The sequence below is a fragment of the Streptomyces sp. NPDC033178 genome (assembly GCF_055577685.1).
Map to the genome: position 1 here is coordinate 136,902 of NZ_JBVIPT010000023.1, position 18,287 is coordinate 155,188.

General features: G+C 71.3%; 16 protein-coding genes. 10 read left to right on the plus strand and 6 right to left on the minus strand.

The annotated features are described in order from the left end of the window. Window positions 1-211 precede the first annotated feature (211 nt). From ACZ5VQ_RS41820 to ACZ5VQ_RS41840, 5 genes are all read left to right on the plus strand, one after another. Window positions 212-1,003 carry a DUF4142 domain-containing protein gene (locus ACZ5VQ_RS41820; protein ID WP_469109584.1) on the plus strand — a complete coding sequence of 264 codons (792 nt, stop codon included), beginning with the start codon at window positions 212-214 and terminating at the stop codon, window positions 1,001-1,003. 199 nt (window positions 1,004-1,202) lie between these two features. Continuing rightward, entirely contained in the window at window positions 1,203-2,579 is a 1,377-nt protein-coding gene (locus tag ACZ5VQ_RS41825; protein ID WP_469109585.1) for an MbnB/TglH/ChrH family RiPP precursor modification enzyme, read from the plus strand. Between the two features lie 420 nt (window positions 2,580-2,999). Then, on the plus strand, window positions 3,000-3,860 hold the full coding sequence (locus ACZ5VQ_RS41830) for a DUF4142 domain-containing protein (protein ID WP_469109586.1): 861 nt from the start codon (window positions 3,000-3,002) through the stop codon (window positions 3,858-3,860). 103 nt (window positions 3,861-3,963) lie between these two features. Then, window positions 3,964-4,740: a TIGR04222 domain-containing membrane protein gene (locus ACZ5VQ_RS41835; RefSeq protein ID WP_469109587.1), complete on the plus strand. Its 777-nt coding sequence runs from the start codon at window positions 3,964-3,966 to the stop codon at window positions 4,738-4,740. Window positions 4,741-4,869: 129 nt separating this feature from the next. Beyond that, the gene (locus tag ACZ5VQ_RS41840) at window positions 4,870-6,459 is read left to right on the plus strand and encodes an alpha/beta hydrolase (protein ID WP_469109588.1); all 1,590 of its coding nucleotides are present in this window, start codon (window positions 4,870-4,872) and stop codon (window positions 6,457-6,459) included. 94 nt (window positions 6,460-6,553) lie between these two features. Here the strand turns inward: ACZ5VQ_RS41840 and hemQ are convergent, their stop codons facing one another. After that, entirely contained in the window at window positions 6,554-7,291 is a 738-nt protein-coding gene (hemQ, locus tag ACZ5VQ_RS41845) for a hydrogen peroxide-dependent heme synthase (protein WP_469109589.1), read from the minus strand. 4 nt (window positions 7,292-7,295) lie between these two features. Then, a complete protein-coding gene (gene hemG, locus ACZ5VQ_RS41850) occupies window positions 7,296-8,801 on the minus strand; it encodes a protoporphyrinogen oxidase (protein ID WP_469109590.1) in 1,506 nt (501 codons plus the stop codon). Window positions 8,802-9,009: 208 nt separating this feature from the next. Here hemG and ACZ5VQ_RS41855 point away from each other — a divergent pair, with 208 nt between their 5' ends. Beyond that, complete coding sequence (locus ACZ5VQ_RS41855) at window positions 9,010-10,002, plus strand: DUF4349 domain-containing protein (protein WP_469109591.1); 993 nt, start codon at window positions 9,010-9,012, stop codon at window positions 10,000-10,002. Between the two features lie 67 nt (window positions 10,003-10,069). Continuing rightward, on the plus strand, window positions 10,070-11,473 hold the full coding sequence (locus tag ACZ5VQ_RS41860; RefSeq protein ID WP_469109592.1) for an FAD-dependent oxidoreductase: 1,404 nt from the start codon (window positions 10,070-10,072) through the stop codon (window positions 11,471-11,473). A 195-nt stretch (window positions 11,474-11,668) separates the two neighbouring features. Here ACZ5VQ_RS41860 and ACZ5VQ_RS41865 read toward each other — a convergent pair whose 3' ends face one another. Further along, window positions 11,669-12,019: a hypothetical protein gene (locus ACZ5VQ_RS41865; protein ID WP_469109593.1), complete on the minus strand. Its 351-nt coding sequence runs from the start codon at window positions 12,017-12,019 to the stop codon at window positions 11,669-11,671. A 102-nt stretch (window positions 12,020-12,121) separates the two neighbouring features. Here ACZ5VQ_RS41865 and ACZ5VQ_RS41870 point away from each other — a divergent pair, with 102 nt between their 5' ends. Then, the gene (locus tag ACZ5VQ_RS41870) at window positions 12,122-12,940 is read left to right on the plus strand and encodes a rhomboid family intramembrane serine protease (RefSeq protein WP_469109594.1); all 819 of its coding nucleotides are present in this window, start codon (window positions 12,122-12,124) and stop codon (window positions 12,938-12,940) included. Window positions 12,941-12,947: 7 nt separating this feature from the next. Here ACZ5VQ_RS41870 and hemE read toward each other — a convergent pair whose 3' ends face one another. Together hemE and ACZ5VQ_RS41880 are read right to left on the minus strand one after the other, a co-directional pair. Further along, on the minus strand, window positions 12,948-14,015 hold the full coding sequence (hemE, locus tag ACZ5VQ_RS41875; RefSeq protein ID WP_469109595.1) for a uroporphyrinogen decarboxylase: 1,068 nt from the start codon (window positions 14,013-14,015) through the stop codon (window positions 12,948-12,950). A 99-nt stretch (window positions 14,016-14,114) separates the two neighbouring features. Beyond that, window positions 14,115-14,741 (minus strand): DUF3000 domain-containing protein, encoded by a 627-nt coding sequence (locus ACZ5VQ_RS41880; RefSeq protein ID WP_469109607.1) that lies wholly within the window; start codon window positions 14,739-14,741, stop codon window positions 14,115-14,117. Between the two features lie 477 nt (window positions 14,742-15,218). Between ACZ5VQ_RS41880 and ACZ5VQ_RS41885 the strand changes: the two genes are divergently transcribed. Further along, window positions 15,219-15,881: a response regulator transcription factor gene (locus tag ACZ5VQ_RS41885; RefSeq protein WP_055616736.1), complete on the plus strand. Its 663-nt coding sequence runs from the start codon at window positions 15,219-15,221 to the stop codon at window positions 15,879-15,881. Window positions 15,882-16,017: 136 nt separating this feature from the next. Further along, entirely contained in the window at window positions 16,018-17,304 is a 1,287-nt protein-coding gene (locus ACZ5VQ_RS41890) for a ribonuclease D (protein WP_362078401.1), read from the plus strand. 146 nt (window positions 17,305-17,450) lie between these two features. On the opposite strand, the gene ACZ5VQ_RS41895 is transcribed toward ACZ5VQ_RS41890, so the two are convergent. After that, window positions 17,451-18,281: a carbohydrate ABC transporter permease gene (locus ACZ5VQ_RS41895; RefSeq protein WP_469109596.1), complete on the minus strand. Its 831-nt coding sequence runs from the start codon at window positions 18,279-18,281 to the stop codon at window positions 17,451-17,453. Window positions 18,282-18,287 lie beyond the last annotated feature (6 nt).

Below are 18,287 nucleotides of genomic sequence, written 5' to 3' on the forward strand. Positions count from 1 at the left end.
TCTCCTCCCCCCCCTCTCCCCCCCCCCCCCCCCCCCCCCCTCCCCGCCCCCCCCCCCCCCCCCCCCCCCCCCCCCCCCCCCCCACGCCCGAACAACAAAAGTGACTCACCAAACATCGACCGTTGAACACACCGACCGCCCCGCACGTATCTCCCTGCGCTGGCCAAGTACAGATTCCCAACGACCAGTTGGCATATCCCGGGAGGCACCTTTGCGGCGTATCAACGGCACGGCCCTCGTCATCGTGGCACTCGTCGGCACACTCGGCGCGCTCGCGTTCCCGGTGTGGTCGTACGCCGACCGCGCCGGTACGGGGCAGGCGAACCTCGCCTCCGGAACCGTACCGACGCGTTGGGGGCCGCTGACCGCCACCGACCGCGACCTGATCGTCCGCGTCCGACTGGCCGGCCTGTGGGAGCTTCCCGCAGCGCAGCAGGCACTCGAGCGGGCCCCCGGCGAGGCGATGAAGGAGGCGGCCGACCACCTGATCGTCGGCCACACCGACCTCGACAAGCGGGTACGCGGCGTCGCCCGGGACCTCGGCGTCGAACTGCCGAACCAGCCGAACGAGCAGCAGCAGGGCTGGCTGAACCAGATGACCGCTGCGTCGGACGCGGACTACGTGAAGGTGTGGGCGAACCTTCTCCGGTCCGCGCACGGCAAGATCTTCCCGGCGATCGGCACGGTCCGGAACCAGACGCGCAACACGCTGGTGCGTCAGCTCGCCTCGGACGCCAACCAGACCGTGCTCGACCACATCACGGTCCTGGAGAAGACCGGCGCGGTCGACTTCGACGCGATCGCCAACGACTCGGTGGCCGGCTCGACGGCCAGCCCGAGCGGCCCGCCGCCGCCGGCCGCGGGGGTCACCCCGGGCGCGGCGCCGCCCGTGGAGGCGACCGGTGACATCGACACCACGTCGAGGCCCTCGCCGGGGCAGCCGGGCACGGTCAACACGAACCGTCCGGACCCCGAGGACCCGGACGCCGCGGCCACGCCGTAACAACCGGATGCCGAGCGCACTCCGTAGTGGTTCGTGACCGCCGTCCGCGTCCCGAAGCTCAAATGTTGCTCTGAACGTCCCCGCCGATGGGTTCGGCCCCGCTTCCCGGGGCCATGACCCCGTCACGCCGGAACAACAGGTCCGTCGAAGGAGACGACGCACAGGTCCTGGTGAAGCCGTGGTGAAGGAGGGGGACGCGATGAAGCACCTGGGTACGGGAATCGGGTGGCGGCCGGAGATCGCGGCGGCCGTGGAGAGCATGCCCGGCATCGACTGGGTCGAGGCCGTCGCGGAGAACGTGTGCCCGGGGCATCTGCCCGAGTCGCTGGTGCGGCTGCGCGAGCGCGGCGTCACGGTGGTTCCGCACGGGGTGTCGCTCGGCCTCGGCGGTGCCGACCGTCCCGACGAGGGAAAGCTCGCCGATCTCGCGGCGGCCGCCGAGGCGCTCGGCTCCCCTCTGGTCACCGAGCACATCGCGTTCGTCCGCGCGGGCGGGGCCCTCACCGCCTCGCCCCGCCTGGAGGCCGGGCATCTGCTGCCCGTCCCCCGCACCCGGGACGCCCTCGACGTCCTCTGCGAGAACATCCGCATCGCCCAGGACGCGCTGCCCGTGCCGCTCGCGGTGGAGAACATCGCGGCGCTGATCTCCTGGCCGGGCGAGGAGATGACCGAGGGACAGTTCCTGTACGACCTGGCCGACCGCACCGGCGTACGCCTCCTCATCGACGTGGCCAACCTCCACACCAACCACGTCAACCGCGACGAGGACCCCGCCAAGGCCCTGGACGAACTGCCCGTCGAGGCGATCGCGTACGTCCATGTCGCCGGCGGCTTCGAACGCGACGGTGTCTGGCACGACAGCCACGCCCACGCCGTGCCGCCGGCCGTCCTCGCGATCCTCGCCGACCTGTCCTCCCGGGTCCGCCCGCCGGGCGTGCTCCTGGAGCGCGACGAGAACTTCCCCGCCCCGGCCGAGCTGGAACGAGAGCTGACGGCGATCCGGGAGACGGTGGAGAGGGGGGCCCTTTCGGTGGTCCCGCAGGTGTCCGCCGATGCCTCGTCCGACGCCTCCGGAACGACCGGACCGGATTCCGGCGACACCTCGGATGGCGGCGACCGACCGGATTCCGGTGACGCGCGCAAGGCATCACCGTCCACCGACCCCTCCCGCCAGCGGCTCGCCCTCGCGCAGGCGGCCCTGTTGTCCGCGCTGGTCGCCGGGACGCCCGTGCCGGAGGGCTTCGACGGGACCCGGCTCTCGGTGCAGGCCCGGGCGCTGGCGGGCAAGCGGGCCGATGTCGTGGCCAAGGTCGCGCCCGAGCTGCCGGAGATTCTGGCGGGGGCGTACCGCAAGGCGTTCGTCGCGTACGCGCACGGCCACCCGATGAGCGGCGGCTACCGGCGTGACGCGCTGGACTTCGCCGAGCATCTGCTGCTGGGCGGCCGGCTGGACGACCCGGACGTACGGCGGCGGGTGAGCGACTGGTGGCTGGAGCGCTCGGGACCTGCGCCGCTGTCGCAGCACCCGGCGGCCCGGCTGGCCCGCGCCACGCGGCGGGTACTGCTGAGGCGATGAGGCGCGTCCCGCCGCAGCGCTGACCGGTCCCGCCGGGGCGTTGAGAACGAGTCGACGCCGGGCGTAGAGGCCTTCGTCACCGCGTGACATCGCTCACCGGGAGACATGGGTGCCTGATCTGTACAGAACCGTGGGCCCCTTGCCTGCTCAGTGCCCCTGCCCCGACGGCCGGGCGCGCGGGCTCGCATCCGGCCGGCGCCGGGCGCACCCCGCGTGTGCGCGTGGTGCGCGGAAGCCCGCCCGTCGTCGTCCGCGCGGCGCGACACCGCGTCCACCTGCGAAAACACCCCACCTGCAACCGTCTGTCCGGATTCGCACGGCAACCGTCCGAACCCGTACCTCAGTTGACGTACACCGCGCAGTAATATTCCAGCCCCGACCCGAAGCGCACTAACGTGCGGTGCCGCAACAGGAGGCACCATGCGATCCATCAACAGCCGCAGACTGTTCAGCGGCACCGGGCTCATCGTCACGGGCCTGGCGGCGACCCTCGTGGCGCTGGTCTTCCCGATCTGGTCGTACTCGGACCGGTCGGGCACCGGTGTGGACACGCTGAACGCCCAGACCTTGTCGACGAGGTACGGTCCGCTGTCCGCGCTGGACCGGGAGTTCGTCACCAAGGTGCGGCTCGCGGGCCTGTGGGAGCTGCCCGCCGGCCAGCAGGCCGAGGAACGCGGCACGACCCAGGCGGTCAAGACGGCCGGCGAGCACCTCGTGGAGGGCCACACGTTCCTGGACGAGCGTGTGCGCGAAGTGGCCTCGCAGCTCGGACTTCAGCTGCCCAACCAGCCCAACGAGCAGCAGCAGGCGTGGCTCGGCACGCTGAGCGCGGCACAGGGCGAGGAATACGACGTCCAGTTCGCGAACATCCTCCGCAAGGCGCACGGCAAGGTCTTCGGCCTGGTCGCCCAGGTCCGCGCGAGCACCCGCAACTCGCTCGTCCGGGGCCTCGCCGACGACGCGAACACCACGGTCCTGGACCACATCACGGTCCTGGAGGCCACCGGTCTCGTCGACTTCGACGCCCTGGCCCTGGACGCGGCCACCGCGAGCCCGCCGCCGCTCACCAACTCCCCGGCCCCGCCCGGTCCGACGGACTCCCCGAGCCCGCCCGTCCCGGTCTCCCCGTCCCCGGCCGCCCCCTCCCCCTCGCCGACGTACACCCTGCCGCCGCCCGCGACGAGCCGCCCGCCGGAGGACGACGAGCCGAAGGAGACCAAGGAGCCCAAGAAGTCCGAGGCCTCGAACGACGAGGACAAGTCCGGGAACAAGAAGCCCTGACAACCGGAACACAGCGAAGCGAAACGTCACACTGTGACGACGCTCCGTCCAAATTGTGAACAAGCCGTGGCGCGCCCCGGCCTCCTTCGCATAGAAATCCCGCATGTTCTGGGTCCTCCTCCTGCTCCTGGCCTGGGTCGCGGCCGGCACCACCTGTACGCGTCTGTGTCTGGCCTCCGTCCACGCCGCCGCCGTCGTCGACGAGACAGACCGGTTCAGCGGCCGCGGTCTCACGCTCTACGAGGCGGCGTTCCTGTCGGGCGGCCCCGCGCGGGTCGCCGATCTGACACTGGTGTCGATGGCCCGCCAGCGCCGTCTGCTGCTCGCCCACACGGGCTGGGCGACCGTCGTGGACCCGCGCGGCCGGGACGAGATGGAGCGCTCGGTGCTGGGCGCGATAGGCCCGGACGGACAGTCACGGATCGCGCCGGTGCGTACGACCGCGGCCGCCGCGGAGTCCGTACGCGTCCTCGCCGACCGCCTCGTCGCGGCGGGCCTCGCCGTGCCCGACGGCGCCCGCACCACCGTCGCGGGCGCCGTCCGCCAGGTGCGGGCCGCGGCGGCGGCCGTGCTGGTGCTGGGCGCGGTCGCCCTGTTGATGCCTGCTCAGGCGCAGGAGAACCGGCCCCTGGTGGCCATCTGGTTCACGCTCCCGCTCATCCTCACCCTGAGCTGCCTCGCCATCGCCCGGATCGAGGTCCACCCCTACACGCGCTGGGCGTCCCCGGCCGGCCAGCACCTGCTCAGCGCCCTGGCCCGCCGCGCGGACACCGGCAGCGACGACCGTACGTACCTCACCACCGTGGCCGTACGCGGCATCCGCGCGATCGGCGAACCGGATCTGCGGGCGGCCTTCGCGCACCGCGAACCGCACGCCTAGAGCGCGCCCGGGACGCGCGCCGGACGCGCATCGGGGTCATTGGGCCGACACCGGCGGGCCGGTGCTTTACTTCGCCAAGTACCAAACGAAATATCCCTTTTGTTGCTGCCGTGCACTGAAGGGAACGCGATGCGAGCTGCCGCCCTCTACGGAACGGCCGGGTCCCTGGTTCTGACCGCCGTCGTCGCCGCCCCCGCGGGCAGCGCCCAGACCTCGTTCGGCCAGACCTCGTTCGGCCGGGCAGAGCTGCACGGCACGGCGGTCGCCGCCCGGCGCGCCGCCGACGAAGGCATCCGGTTCGGCAACTGCTCGGAGGAGCAGGACACCCCGGGCAGCCTGCAGTGCGGCACGGTGGAGGTGCCGCTCGACTACGCGCACCCCGAGGGCAAGAAGATCAAACTGACCGTCAGCCGGGTGAAGGCCACCGGCAAGGACGGCAAACGGCCGGTCCCGCGGCAGGGCTCGCTGGTGTTCAACCCCGGCGGCCCCGGCGCTTCCGGCATGTACTTCCCGTTGATCGGCATGATCCCCGAGTGGAAGCGCATCGCCGGGGCGTACGACCTCGTCGGCTACGCCCCGCGCGGGGTCGGCCGCTCGGCGCCGCTCTCCTGCCAGGACCCGAAACGGCTCCTGAAGGGTCCCTCGCAGTCGCCGACGTACCCCTCGGAGTCGTACAAGGAGGAACGCATCGCGCGGGCCAAGGCGTACGCGCGGGGCTGCGTCGAGCGGTCGGGGCGCGAGATCCGGCACTTCTCCTCGCTCAACAACGCCCGCGACCTGGACGTCCTGCGCGCCGCCCTCGGCGAACGCAGGCTGACCTTCATGGGCGCCTCGTACGGTACGTACTTCGCCTCCCTGTACGCGACGCTGTTCCCCTCGCACGTACGCCGGATGGTCTTCGACTCGGCCGTGAACCCGGACCCGGAGAAGGTCTGGTACCGGAACAACCTCGACCAGTCGGCCGCCTTCGAGGGCCGCTGGGCCGACTTCCGCACCTGGATCGCCAAGCACCACAAGGTGTACGGGCTGGGCCGCACGCCGGAGGAGGTGCTGCGCAGTTACGAGCGGGCGAGGGCACGGCTCGCCGCCGAACCCGCGGGCGGCAAGGTCGGTCCGGGTCAGCTCCAGAGCACGTTCCTGCAGGCCGGGTACTACGACGACTACTGGCCGCAGCGCGCCCTGGCGCTCTCCGCCTATCTGAAGGGCGACCCGCAGCCGCTGATCCGGCAGGCGGGGCCGAACCCGGACGCGGCGGAGGAGCAGGAGAACAGCAAGGCGGTCTACACCGCCACCGAGTGCAACGACGCGCCGTGGCCGCGCGCCTGGCACACCTGGGACCGCGACAACACCCGGCTGGCACGCGTGGCCCCGTTCGAGACCTGGGACAACGTCTGGACGAACCTGCCCTGCGCCTACTGGCCACTGTCCCGGCAGCGTCCGCTCGACGTACGCACGTCACCAGGCGAGCTGCCGCCGACGCTGATCCTGGCCGCCGAACGAGACGCGGCGACCCCGTACACCGGCGCCCTGGAACTGCACCGCCGCCTGTCCGGCTCGGCCCTGGTCACCGAACGGGCATCGGGCTCGCACGGCATCGGCGGCGCCTCCAACGCGTGCGTCAACGCCTACTTGGACGCGTACTTGCTGGAGGGCAGGCTCCCGGAGCGACGCGCGACCTGCGCGCCGCACAAGGAGCCGAGTCCGGTCGCGCCCCAGTAGGGGCGCGGGGCTGCATCTGTGTGCGGCTCCGCCGCGTGGGCGCGACCAGCCCCCACGCACCCGCGGCAGACGTACCGGCCCTCCCGCGGAGCGGCTACGCGAGCCCGGCGACCAGCTCGGCAACGGACTTCCGCCGCCCGGTGTAGAACGGCACCTCTTCCCGGACGTGCATCCGGGCCTCGGACGCACGCAGGTGCCGCATGAGATCCACGATGCGATACAGCTCATCGGCCTCGAAGGCGAGCATCCACTCGTAGTCACCGAGCGAGAACGAGGCAACCGTGTTGGCACGCACGTCCGGGTACCCACGGGCCATCTTGCCGTGGTCGGCGAGCATCCGGCGACGGTCCTCGTCCGGCAGCAGGTACCAGTCGTAGGAGCGCACGAAGGGGTACACGCTGATGTAGTTGCGCGGCGTCTCGTCGGCGAGGAACGCCGGGATGTGCGAGCGGTTGAACTCCGCCGGCCGGTGCAGCGCCATGTTCGACCAGACCGGCTCCAGCGCGCGGCCCAGCTTCGTACGACGGAAGAGGTTGTACGCCTCCTGGAGCTGGTCGGACGTCTCGGCGTGCCACCAGATCATGAGGTCGGCGTCGGCGCGCAGCCCCGACACGTCGTACGTGCCGCGGACCGTGACGTCCTTGGCGTCGAGCTGGTCGAAGAGCTCCTGGACCTCCTCCGCGTAACCGGCGCGCGCAGCGTCATCGGGGAGGACGTCTCGAAGTCTGAACACGGACCAGAGGGTGTAGCGGATGACCTCGTTGAGGTCCTTGGCCTTCTTGCCGGCGTTCGGAGTCCTGGCCTGGCCGGTGGTGGGGGCGTCGTCACTCATGGGGCTATTCTCCCGCTCCGCCGTGCAGGCTCTGCACCGGGTTCGTGATCAGGGCGTCCGTCAGTCCTGCGCGGTCGCCGGTCAGCTTGTCCACGGCCGCGTTCGCGCTCGCGATACAGGCCGGGATGCCGACACCGTCGTACGCCGCTCCGCAGACGGCGAGCCCCGGCAGCTTGCCGACGTGCTCGCGGATGCGGGCCACGCGCGCGTGGTGCCCGACCGGGTACTGGGGCAGTCCGTCGGTCCAGCGGGTCACCCGGGTCTCGACGGGATCGGCGTGCAGGCCGGTGGCCTCGCGCAGGTCGTGCCGTGACACGTCGACGAGGCCGGCGTCGTCCCGGTCGAGGATCTCCGTCTCTCCGTAGCGCCCGACGGACGTGCGCAGGACCACCACGTCCGGGTCCTCCTCCGCGATCCACCCCCACTTCTGGGAGGCGAACGTCGAGGCCTTGATGGTGTGCCCGTCAACAGGCGGCACCAGAAAACCGCTCCCTTCGGGGAGGGCGATCTCGTCGCGACGGTAGGCGAGGGTGATCAGTGCCATGGAGGCGTACTCGACGGCCGCGAGTTCGGCCGCGGCGGCCGGGGCCTCGGCGCCGAGCAGCTGGGCCGCGGCACCGGCGGGCACCGCCACGACGACGGCGTCGGCCTGGAGGACGCGACCACCGGCGACGCCACCGACGACGACGCGCCAGGGCCCGGTGCCGTCCGCCTCAGCCGTCCCGGCCGTCCCGCCCTCGACCCGCCGCAGCTCCGTCACCGGTGCCCCCGTGACGATGTCGCCGCCCCGGGCGCGCACCGACTCCGCGACGGCGAGCGGGAGCCCGCCGATGCCGCCCTCGATGCCCGTGAAGACCGGTCCCGTCTGCTGGCTCTTCGCCGCCCTCGCCTGGATCTCGCGGACGGCCTCTGTCAACGACGTGTGCGTGCGGGCCGCCTCGAAGAGCTGGGGGACGGCCGAGCGCATCGAGATGCGGTACGCGTCGCCCGCGTAGACACCGCCGAGCAGTGGCTCGACGATGCGGTCGACGACCTCGCGGCCGAGGCGCGCGGCGACGAACTCCCCCACCGCCACGTCGTCGCCGATCTCCGTGCGCGGCAGGTCGCGGTCGCGCTCGATCCGGCGCAGGCCCTCCTCCGAGAGGACTCCGGAGAGGGCGGCCGCGTCTCCGGGGACACCCATGACGTGGCCCTTGGGCATGGGCCGCAGCGTCCCGCGCGTCCAGATCGAGGCGCTCGCCGTCGCGGGCGGCCGCAGCCGGTCGGCGAGGCCCACCTCGCGGGCGAGGGCCACCGCCTCGGGCCGCCGGGCGAGCATCGACTCGGCGCCGAGGTCGACCCGGACGCCGGCGATCTCACCGGGCAGCAGCTTGCCACCGAGCCGGTCCGAGGCCTCAAGCACGGTCACGCGCGCCCCGCCGTCCAGCAGCCGGTGGGCGGCGGCCAGACCGGCGATACCGCCCCCGATGACGACGACATGACCCGTGCCCGTACGTGTGTCTGCGTGCATGTCTCCACTGTCCCAGACCCCACCGACAGTCCCGCGGGCCCCGGTGCCCGTGAAGGTGTTCGGTGAAGGTGCCGGTGAGCGGGCCCGTGAGGGTGTCCATGACGAGTCCGGACCGTGACCTCTTCGGGACCGGATCCGGCCAACGTCTCGCGGGGGTCGCGCGTCGTAGGAGCGTCAGTCATCACGACACCCTCGGGGGTAAGCCGATATGCAGACGCGTGGCAGTGGTACGACCAGGCACCGATCCGCACGACCTGTCCAGATCCTCTCGGCGCTGTGCCTCGCCGCGGCCCTCGCCCTGACGGGATGCACGGGCGCGGACGACAGCGGGAGCGCGAGCTCGGATTCCGACAAGGCCGCCGGCGCCCCGGGTGCGAACGAGGCGGGCGTGGGCGCGGCCGACAGCGCCGCGGGCAGCGGCAGGAAGGAGCAGGCCGCCGCACCGAGGCTGACCGCCCACATCATCCACACCGCGTCCCTGACCGTGCAGGTCAAGGACGTGCCGAAGTCCCTCGCCGAGACCCGCACGGTGGTCGAGAACGCGGGCGGCATGGTCGGCAACGAGACCACGGACCGCGACTCCAAGGGCCGCGAACGCTCCCGTGTCGTCCTGCGGGTGCCCTCGGACAAGTACGAGGAGGTCCTCACGGAGCTGGAGGGCTCGGGCAAGCTCCTCGACCGCAGGGCGAAGGCAGAGGATGTCACGGAGCAGGTCGTCGACGTGGAGAGCCGGATCAAGTCGCAGCGCGCCAGTGTGGTGCGGATCCGCGAGCTGATGGACCAGGCGACCAAGCTGAGCGATGTGGTCACTCTTGAGGGCGAGTTGAGCACCCGTCAGGCCGACCTGGAGTCGCTCCTGGCCCAGCAGGCTTCCCTGAAGGACCGTACGAGCCTGGCCACGATCACCCTGTCGCTGTCCGAGACACCGGTGAAGAAGGTCGCCGAGGACGACGCCCCGGGGTTCGCGGACGCGCTCGGGGGCGGCTGGGACGCGTTCGTCACCATGTTCCGCTGGATCGCGCTGGCTCTCGGGGCGATCCTGCCCTTCCTGGTCGGCGCGGCGCTGCTGCTGTTCCTGTGGGTGCGTTTCCTGCGCGGCCGGACGCCGGCCCGCCCGGTCGCGGCGGCGCCGAGCGGCGCGGGCGCGAGTTCGCTGCCGGTCGCCCCGCCGGTCCGGGGAGAGGGCGGCGACAAGGACTGAGTGGACCCGGGCGAATCGGCGCGATCCTGAGCAGGACCGAAATGCGGGACCCCCGTAGCGTGTTCGTATGAGCATGAGCCGTGCGAGCCGTTCCCAAGAGCGCCTGGTGGTCGTCGGAGGGGACGCGGCGGGCATGTCCGCCGCGTCCCAGGCGCGCCGTCTGAAGGGCCCCGACGAGCTGGAGATCGTGGCGTTCGAGCGGGGCCACTTCACCTCCTACTCGGCGTGCGGCATCCCCTACTGGGTGGGCGGTGACGTCACGGACCGGCACCAGTTGATCGCCCGGTCACCGGAGGAGCACCGGGCGCGCGGGATCGACCTGCGCATGCGTACGGAGGTCACGGAACTCGACGTCGAGGGCGGCCGCGTACGCTCCCGGGACCTGGAGTCGGGTGCCGAGGAGTGGACGTCGTACGACAAGCTCGTGCTCGCGACGGGCGCCCATCCGATGCGGCCGCGGCTGCCCGGCATCGACGCGCCCGGGGTGCACGGCGTGCAGACCCTCGACGACGGGCAGGCCCTCCTCGACACGCTGGCCCGTACGGCGGGCCGCCGCGCGGTGGTGATCGGCGCGGGCTACATCGGCGTGGAGATGGCCGAGGCGCTGATCAACCGCGGGTACGAGGTGACGGTCGTCAACCGTGGCCAGGAGCCCATGTCAACGCTCGACCCGGACATGGGCCGTCTGGTGCACGAGGCCATGGAGGGCCTCGGCATCACGATGGTGAACGACGCCGAGGTCACCAAGATCCTCACCGGTGAGGACGGCCGGGTCCGCGCGGTGGCCACGGAGGACGCCGAGTACCCGGCGGACGTGGTGGTCCTCGGCATCGGCGTACGTCCCGAGACCGCGCTCGCCGAGGCCGCGGGGCTGCCGCTCGGCGACCACCGGGGGCTGCTGACCGATCTGGCGATGCGGGTGCGTGGGCACGAGAACATCTGGGCGGGCGGCGACTGCGTCGAGGTCCTCGACCTGGTCTCCGGCCGCGAACGGCACATCGCCCTGGGCACCCACGCCAACAAGCACGGCCAGGTGATCGGCGCGAACGTCGGCGGCGGCTACGCCACGTTCCCCGGCGTCGTGGGCACGGCGGTCAGCAAGGTCTGCGATCTGGAGATCGCCCGGACCGGCCTGCGTGAGAAGGACGCCCGCCGGGCGGGCCTCCGGTTCGAGACGGTCACCATCGAGTCGACGAGCCGCGCGGGCTACTACCCGGGCGCCGACCCCATGACGGTCAAGATGCTCGCCGAACGCCGCACCGGCCGCCTGCTCGGCGTCCAGATCGTCGGCCAGGAAGGCGCCGCCAAACGCGTCGACATCGCCGCGGTGGCCCTCACCGCCTGCATGACGGTGGAACAGATGACAGCCCTGGACCTCGGCTACGCCCCACCGTTCTCCCCGGTCTGGGACCCCATCCTGGTAGCGGCCCGCAAGGCGGTGATCGCGGTACGAGCAGGAAGCGCCCCGTAAGGGGCGCGGGGAACTGCGCGCTCAGCCGTCACCGGGCCGGTGTTCGAGACGACACCTCAGCCCTCACCCCCAGGGGCGCGGGGAACTGCGCGACCAGCCCCCACCGGCGGCCGGTCGAAGCACAACCTCAGCCCACCCAGGGGCGCGAGGAACTGCGCGACCAGCCACGACGAACCCGCGGCCACACGGCCCCGCTCAAGCCCCTTGAGCCGACCCGTTCCCATTGATCTTCTCTATGGCCTGCCGAGCCTGCTCACCGGGCGACCGAGGCAACGACGACACCGTCGACACCGCAGGCGCAGAAGACACCGCCGAAGGCGGCATCGGCGGCGCCTGCTGAGGCCGCGCATGCGACCCCGCCTGCCGGCTCCGCAGCCGGTGGCTCACCGCCTCGTCCAGCGTCACGGGCCGCTGCATGCTGGCGGACAACCGACCGGCCTCCTGGCCGAGCGCGGCCACGTCCTCCCACGACAGCCTGACCACGAGGGCAAGCTCCGCCTCTCCGTCCGGCGTGGCGATCAGGGGCTGAGTGACTCGGTCGTTCATTGACCTGTTCCTCACGTGTTGCTTGGATCACGACGGTTGCCGAGACATACGCACACGCCCGCGGTCCCGTTCAGAGTCCCCGAACCCGGGCAGAATTTCCCCGTGGTCATACCCGTCCATGACGTGAACCCGGTCCGTCGCACGCCGTATGTGACGTACGCGCTGATCGCCGCCAACTTCGTGGTGTTCCTGGCCACTCCGGGTGTGGCGGGCTCCATCACCGGCGAGAGCGGCCCGGCCCAGCTGTGCCACCTACAGGCGTTCCTGGACCACTGGGCGGCGGTGCCCCGGGAGCTGATCCACGGCCAGACGCCGACGACCGTCCCCACCGGTGACGTGGGCGTGGGACCGCAGGGCGCCGGCTGCCTCGTCGGCCCGCCGGGCTACGACAAGTCGCCCCCGGTGTCGGTCCTCACGGCGATGTTCCTGCACAGCAGCTGGCTGCACCTGCTCGGCAACATGCTGTTCCTGATGATCTTCGGCAACAACATAGAGGACCGCCTCGGCCACATCCGCTACGCGCTGTTCTACGTGGCCTGCGGCTACGCGGCGGCGTACGGCTTCGCCCTCGTCAACGCCGACTCCGGCGACCCGCTGATCGGCGCGTCGGGAGCGATCGCCGGCGTCCTGGGCGCGTATCTGGTGCTCTACCCGAAGGCCAGGGTCTGGGTCCTCGTCCCGTTCCTGATCTTCCTGCCGCTGCGCCTGCCCGCGTGGATCGTGCTGGGATCCTGGTTCGTCCTCCAGGCGGTGTACTCGTCCGGCACCGGCGTCTCGACGGCCGGCACCGTGGCGTACGTGGCCCACGTCGTCGGCTTCCTGGCAGGCATGCTCCTCGCCTGGCCCCTGCGCCCGGGCACGACGCCCCCACCCGAGCCACGCGGCCTGCTGTGGGGCAGACGCGCGCGGCCTCGGTGGTGAGCGTGGACTAGTCGGCCGTGCGCGTGTGGACGTACTCGACAAGGCGGGTCAACGCGTCCGGGTCCATCGACGGCAGGACACCGTGCCCGAGATTGAAGATGTGCCCCTCCAGACCGGCAGCCGCGTCGAGAACCTCCTGGGTCTTCTCCTCGACGGCCTCGGTCGGGGCGAAGAGGACCGCGGGGTCGAGGTTGCCCTGGAGCGCCTTGCCGGGGCCGACGCGCCGGGCGGCCTCGTCGAGCGGCACCCGCCAGTCGACGCCGACGACATCGGCACCGGCCTCCCCCATGAGCCCGAGCAGCTCACCCGTGCCGACACCGAAGTGGATGCGAGGGACGCCGTACTCCTCGACGGCCTTGAACACCTTCGTCGAGGCGGGCATCACGGAGCGCCGGTAGTCGGCGGGCGCGAGCGCGCCGACCCAGGAGTCGAAGAGCTGGACGGCGCTGGCCCCCGCCTCGATCTGCACCCGGAGGAAGGCCGCCGTGATGTCCGCGAGCCGGTCGAGCAGGTCGGCCCAGAGCTGCGGGTCGCCGTACATGAGCGCCTTGGTGTGCTCGTGGTTGCGGGACGGCCCGCCCTCCACGAGGTAGCTGGCGAGCGTGAAGGGCGCACCGGCGAAGCCGATGAGGGGCCTCGGGCCGAGTTCGCGCGTGAGCATTCCGATCGCCTCGGTGACGTACGAGACGTCCTCGGGCGTCAGGTCGCGCAGCTGGGCGAGGTCGGCGCGGGAGCGGATCGGCTTCTCGACGACCGGACCCACACCGGGCTTGATGTCGAGGTCGATACCGATGGCCTTCAGGGGTACGACGATGTCGCTGAAGTAGATCGCCGCGTCCACGTTGTGCCGCCGTACCGGCTGGAGCGTGATCTCGGTGACCAGCTCAGGCCGCATGCAGGACTCCAGCATGGGGATGCCCTCGCGCACCTTCAGGTACTCGGGCAGTGACCGCCCCGCCTGCCGCATGAACCACACGGGCGTGTGCGGCACGGGCTCGCGTCGGCACGCCTTGAGGAAGGTGGAGTCGTACGTCGCTGTCGGCTGCTGGCCCTTGGGGCGGTCAATGGCGCTCACGCCGAAAAGTCTCCCACGGTCGGCGCGGCCCCCGGCCCCGGGTACGGCCGCGCCCCCGGCCCCGCACGTGGGCGCGGGCGAGGGGCGCGGCGGTCCGGGTCAGCGGGACTGGGGGCCCCGGCGCTGCGGGAGGCTGACGATGGAGGCGTCGCCCGGGGCGGCCGGGGGAAGACCGGCGATCTGGGCCAGGAGGTCGCACCAGGACGCCAGATGGGAGGCCATGTCGGGCACACCGCCCAGGCCTTCGCGGGGTGTCCAGGAGGCGCGGATCTCGATCTGGGAGTTGGCCGGCCGGTCCGCGAGGCCGCCGAAGTAGTGGGAGCCGGCCCGGGTGACCGTGCCGCTGGGTTCGCCGTAGGAGAGGCCGCGGGCCTGGAGCGCGCCGGTCAGCCAGGACCAGCAGACCTCGGGAAGCAGCGGGTCGGTGGCCATCTCCGCCTCCAGCTCCGCGCGGACCAGGGTCACCAGGCGGAACGAGCCCTGCCAGGCGTCGTGTCCCGCCGGGTCGTGGAGCAGGACGAGCCGGCCGTCCGCCAGATCCTCGTCGCCGTCGACGACCGTGGCCTCCAGCGCGTAGGTGAAGGGGGCGAGCCGCTGCGGCGGCTTCGTCGGGTCGATCTCGATCTGCGGCCGCAGCCGCGCGGCCCTCAACGCGTCGACAGCGGCCCGGAAAGGCAGCGGAGCCGCCTCCATCGCATCCCGCTCCCCCTCCTTCGGGTCGTCCATTCCGCCAGCGCCGTCCGACAGTCGTCCCTGAGCCGCAGCCATGCGGGGAAGATTAAGGGGAACAGAGCCTTCGCGCAGGGAGAGACACCCGTGCGTGGGACCACTGTCCGGATCACACCGCGCGAACAGGGCACTTTCTCTTGGGGTTTGAAGGCTCGGGTTCCCGAGTTTGAGGGCTCGGGCTCCTGGGGTTCGAGGGCTCGGGCCGTCTCCGGAGCGCCCCGGCCCTCGCGCGAACGCCTCTGCCATTTTGTCGATACGACCACTTTCAGCCGCGTAACGAAGCGGAGCGAACTCGTTTCGATCTTCGGATGATCGATCGCCCGTCCGAATTGCACGCATTGTTACTCACCAAATCGTGATCATTCTCTAAAGGCGGACGGGTTTGGTGCCGAAGACCTCTGTGACCTTGAAAGCACGGTTCGTCCCGGCTTCATCCCCACAGCCGGTGCCCCGTCCCCCACCCCAGGAGGCCTGGTGTCCGTTCTCCTCGAGCAGCCCGCAAGCCTGGTCGCCTACCGCCCGAACAAGCCGACCGCGATGGTGGTCGTGGCCGATCCCCGTGTGCGTTCCACCGTCACCCGCCACCTGTGGGCGCTCGGTGTTCGCGACGTGATCGAGGCCTCGTCCGTCGCGGAGGCTCGTCCCCGCATCGGCAACCCCCGCGACATCTGTGTCGCAGACGTCCATCTCCCCGACGGCTCCGGCCTCACCCTCCTGTCCGAAACCCGGGCCGCCGGCTGGCCGAACGGTCTGGCCCTGTCCGCCGCCGACGACATCGGCGCCGTACGCAACGCCCTCGCGGGCGGCGTCAAGGGCTATGTGGTCACCGGCACCCGTACGAACCTCGGGCTTCCCACCCGGCCGGGCGCCGCTCCCATCGGCTCGGCCGCCGCCCGTATGCACCGCCGTCCCCCGGGCTCCCCGAGCCACCCGGGCGGTTACCGCGAGCTGTCCGGCCGTGAGGTCGAGGTGCTCCGGCTGGTTGCGGAGGGCCAGTCGAACAAGGCCATCGGCGTCTCGATGGGCCTGTCCGCGCTGACCGTGAAGAGCCACCTCGCCCGTATCGCCCGCAAGCTCGGCACGGGCGACCGCGCCGGAATGGTCGCGGTGGCCCTGCGGACGGGGATCATCCACTGATGACGGGGATCATCCACTGATTCCGGATTCACTGATGATTCAGGATTCACTGACCTGACTGGTTTACGACCCTCAGACGCCCGTCGACGGAACGTTCCGTCGACGGGCGTCGTCCATACACAGATACCCTTGACAGGTGACCGACGCCCAAGAGACCGCAGCAGACAGTTCACTGCGAACCACCGGAGGCGCTCCTCCGGACGACGTCGAACCGGCGCCGATCCCCTTGCTGGAGCCCCGCGACGGAATTCCGCCCGTCATCGCCGACGAGGCCTCGCTCGCCGAGGTGATCGCCGCGTTCGAGGCCGGCAGCGGCCCCGTGGCCGTGGACGCCGAGCGGGCGTCCGGTTATCGCTACGGCCAGCGCGCGTATCTGGTGCAGCTGCGCCGCGAGGGCGCGGGCACCGCACTGATCGATCCCGTCGCTTGCCCCGATCTGTCGGGCCTCGGCGAGGCGCTCTCCGGTGTGGAGTGGGTGCTGCACGCGGCCACCCAGGATCTGCCGTGTCTGCGCGAGATAGGCATGGTCCCCAGCCTCCTGTTCGACACCGAGCTGGCCGGACGGCTCGCCGGGTTCCCGCGGGTCGGCCTCGGCGCGATGGTCGAGGGCGTCCTGGGCTTCGTACTGGAGAAGGGTCACTCCGCGGTCGACTGGTCGACGCGTCCGCTGCCCGAGCCGTGGCTGCGCTATGCCGCGCTCGACGTGGAGCTGCTCGTCGACCTGCGGGACGCGCTGGAGAAGGAGCTCGACCGGCAGGGCAAGCTGGAGTGGGCCCGCCAGGAGTTCGACGCGATCGCCTCGGCGCCCCCGGCCGAGCCCCGCAAGGACCCGTGGCGTCGTACGTCCGGCATGCACAAGGTGCGCCGCCGCCGGCAGATGGCGGTCGTACGGGAGCTGTGGGAGACCCGGGACCGGGTCGCGCAGCGCCGTGACATCTCGCCGGGCAAGGTGCTCGGGGACGCGGCCATCGTGGAAGCCGCCCTCTCACTTCCGGCCAACGTGCACGCGCTCGCCGCGCTGAACGGATTCGGGCATCGGATGGGGCGGCGTCAGCTGGAGCAGTGGCAGGCCGCCGTCGACCGTGCGAAGGAGCTGCCGGACGCCGAGCTGCCGCAGCCGGGGCAGCCGGTGACCGGGCCTCCGCCGCCGCGGGCCTGGGCGGAGAAGGACCCGGTGGCCGCGGCCCGGCTGTCCGCGGCGCGGGCCGCCGTCTCCGCGCTGGCGGAGACGCTGAACATGCCTCAGGAGAACCTGATCACTCCGGACACGGTTCGACGCGTGTGCTGGGAGCCTCCGGCGACGGCGGACGCCGAGGCCGTCGCCGCCGCGCTTGCCGGGTACGGGGCTCGGCCCTGGCAGGTGGAGCAGGTTACGCCGGTGTTGGTTGCCGCGCTGGCCGCCAAGGCCAAGTCCCAGGAATGAACGAGGGTCGCCCGGTCGCCGTGAGTGGTGAGGACTCATGGCGACTGCGGGACCGTTGTGGCTGGTCGCGCCCACGCGGCGGAGCCGCAAATGTCACAGCCTCGCGCCCCTGAAAGATTGCGCCGTTCCCCGCGCCCCTCTCGGGGCTACTTCGTCGCGCCCCTCGTGAAGCCGTTGTAGATGTAGCGCTGCAGGAACAGGAAGACGATCAGCGTCGGCAGGATCACGAGGATCGCGCCTGCCGCGATCGTCTCCCAGTGGGCTCCGAAGGGGCCCTTGAAGCGGAACAGGGACGTTGAGATCACGCCAAGATCCTCGGACGGCATGTAGAGGAACGGGATGTAGAAGTCGTTGTAGACGGTGATCCCCTTGACGATGACGACCGTCGCGATCGCGGGCTTCAGCAGCGGCAGGATGATCTTCCGGTAGATCGTGAAGGCGTTCGCACCGTCGAGCCGGGCGGACTCGTCGAGGGAGATGGGGATCGACCGGACGAACTGCAGGAAGATGTAGATCGAGACGATGTCCGTGCCCATGTAGAGCACGATCGGTGCCCAGCGGCTGTCGAACATTCCGAAGCTGTCGACGATCTGGAAGGTCGCCACCTGGGTGGTCACACCGGGTACGAGCGTGGCGACCAGGAAGAGCGCGACAACCAGCTTTCTGAAGCGGAAGGTGTAGCGGTCGATCGCGTACGCAGCCATCGACCCGATGATCACCGTGCCCGTGACGGAGAACAGCAGGATGAACGCGGTGTTCCCGAACGCGGAGAGCATCCGGCCGTCCTGGAACGCCGTCACGTAGTTGTCGAGGTTCAGCAGGTCGTCCGGGAGTTGGAGCGCCCCGCTGTCGTTCGCCATCTCCTTCTCGGACTTGAGGGAGGTGAGGAGGACCACGAGGAGCGGGAGCAGGACGACCACGCTCGCGACGACCAGTGACAGGTAGGTGAGGGTTCGGGCCACACCTCCGCGGCTCATGCCTCT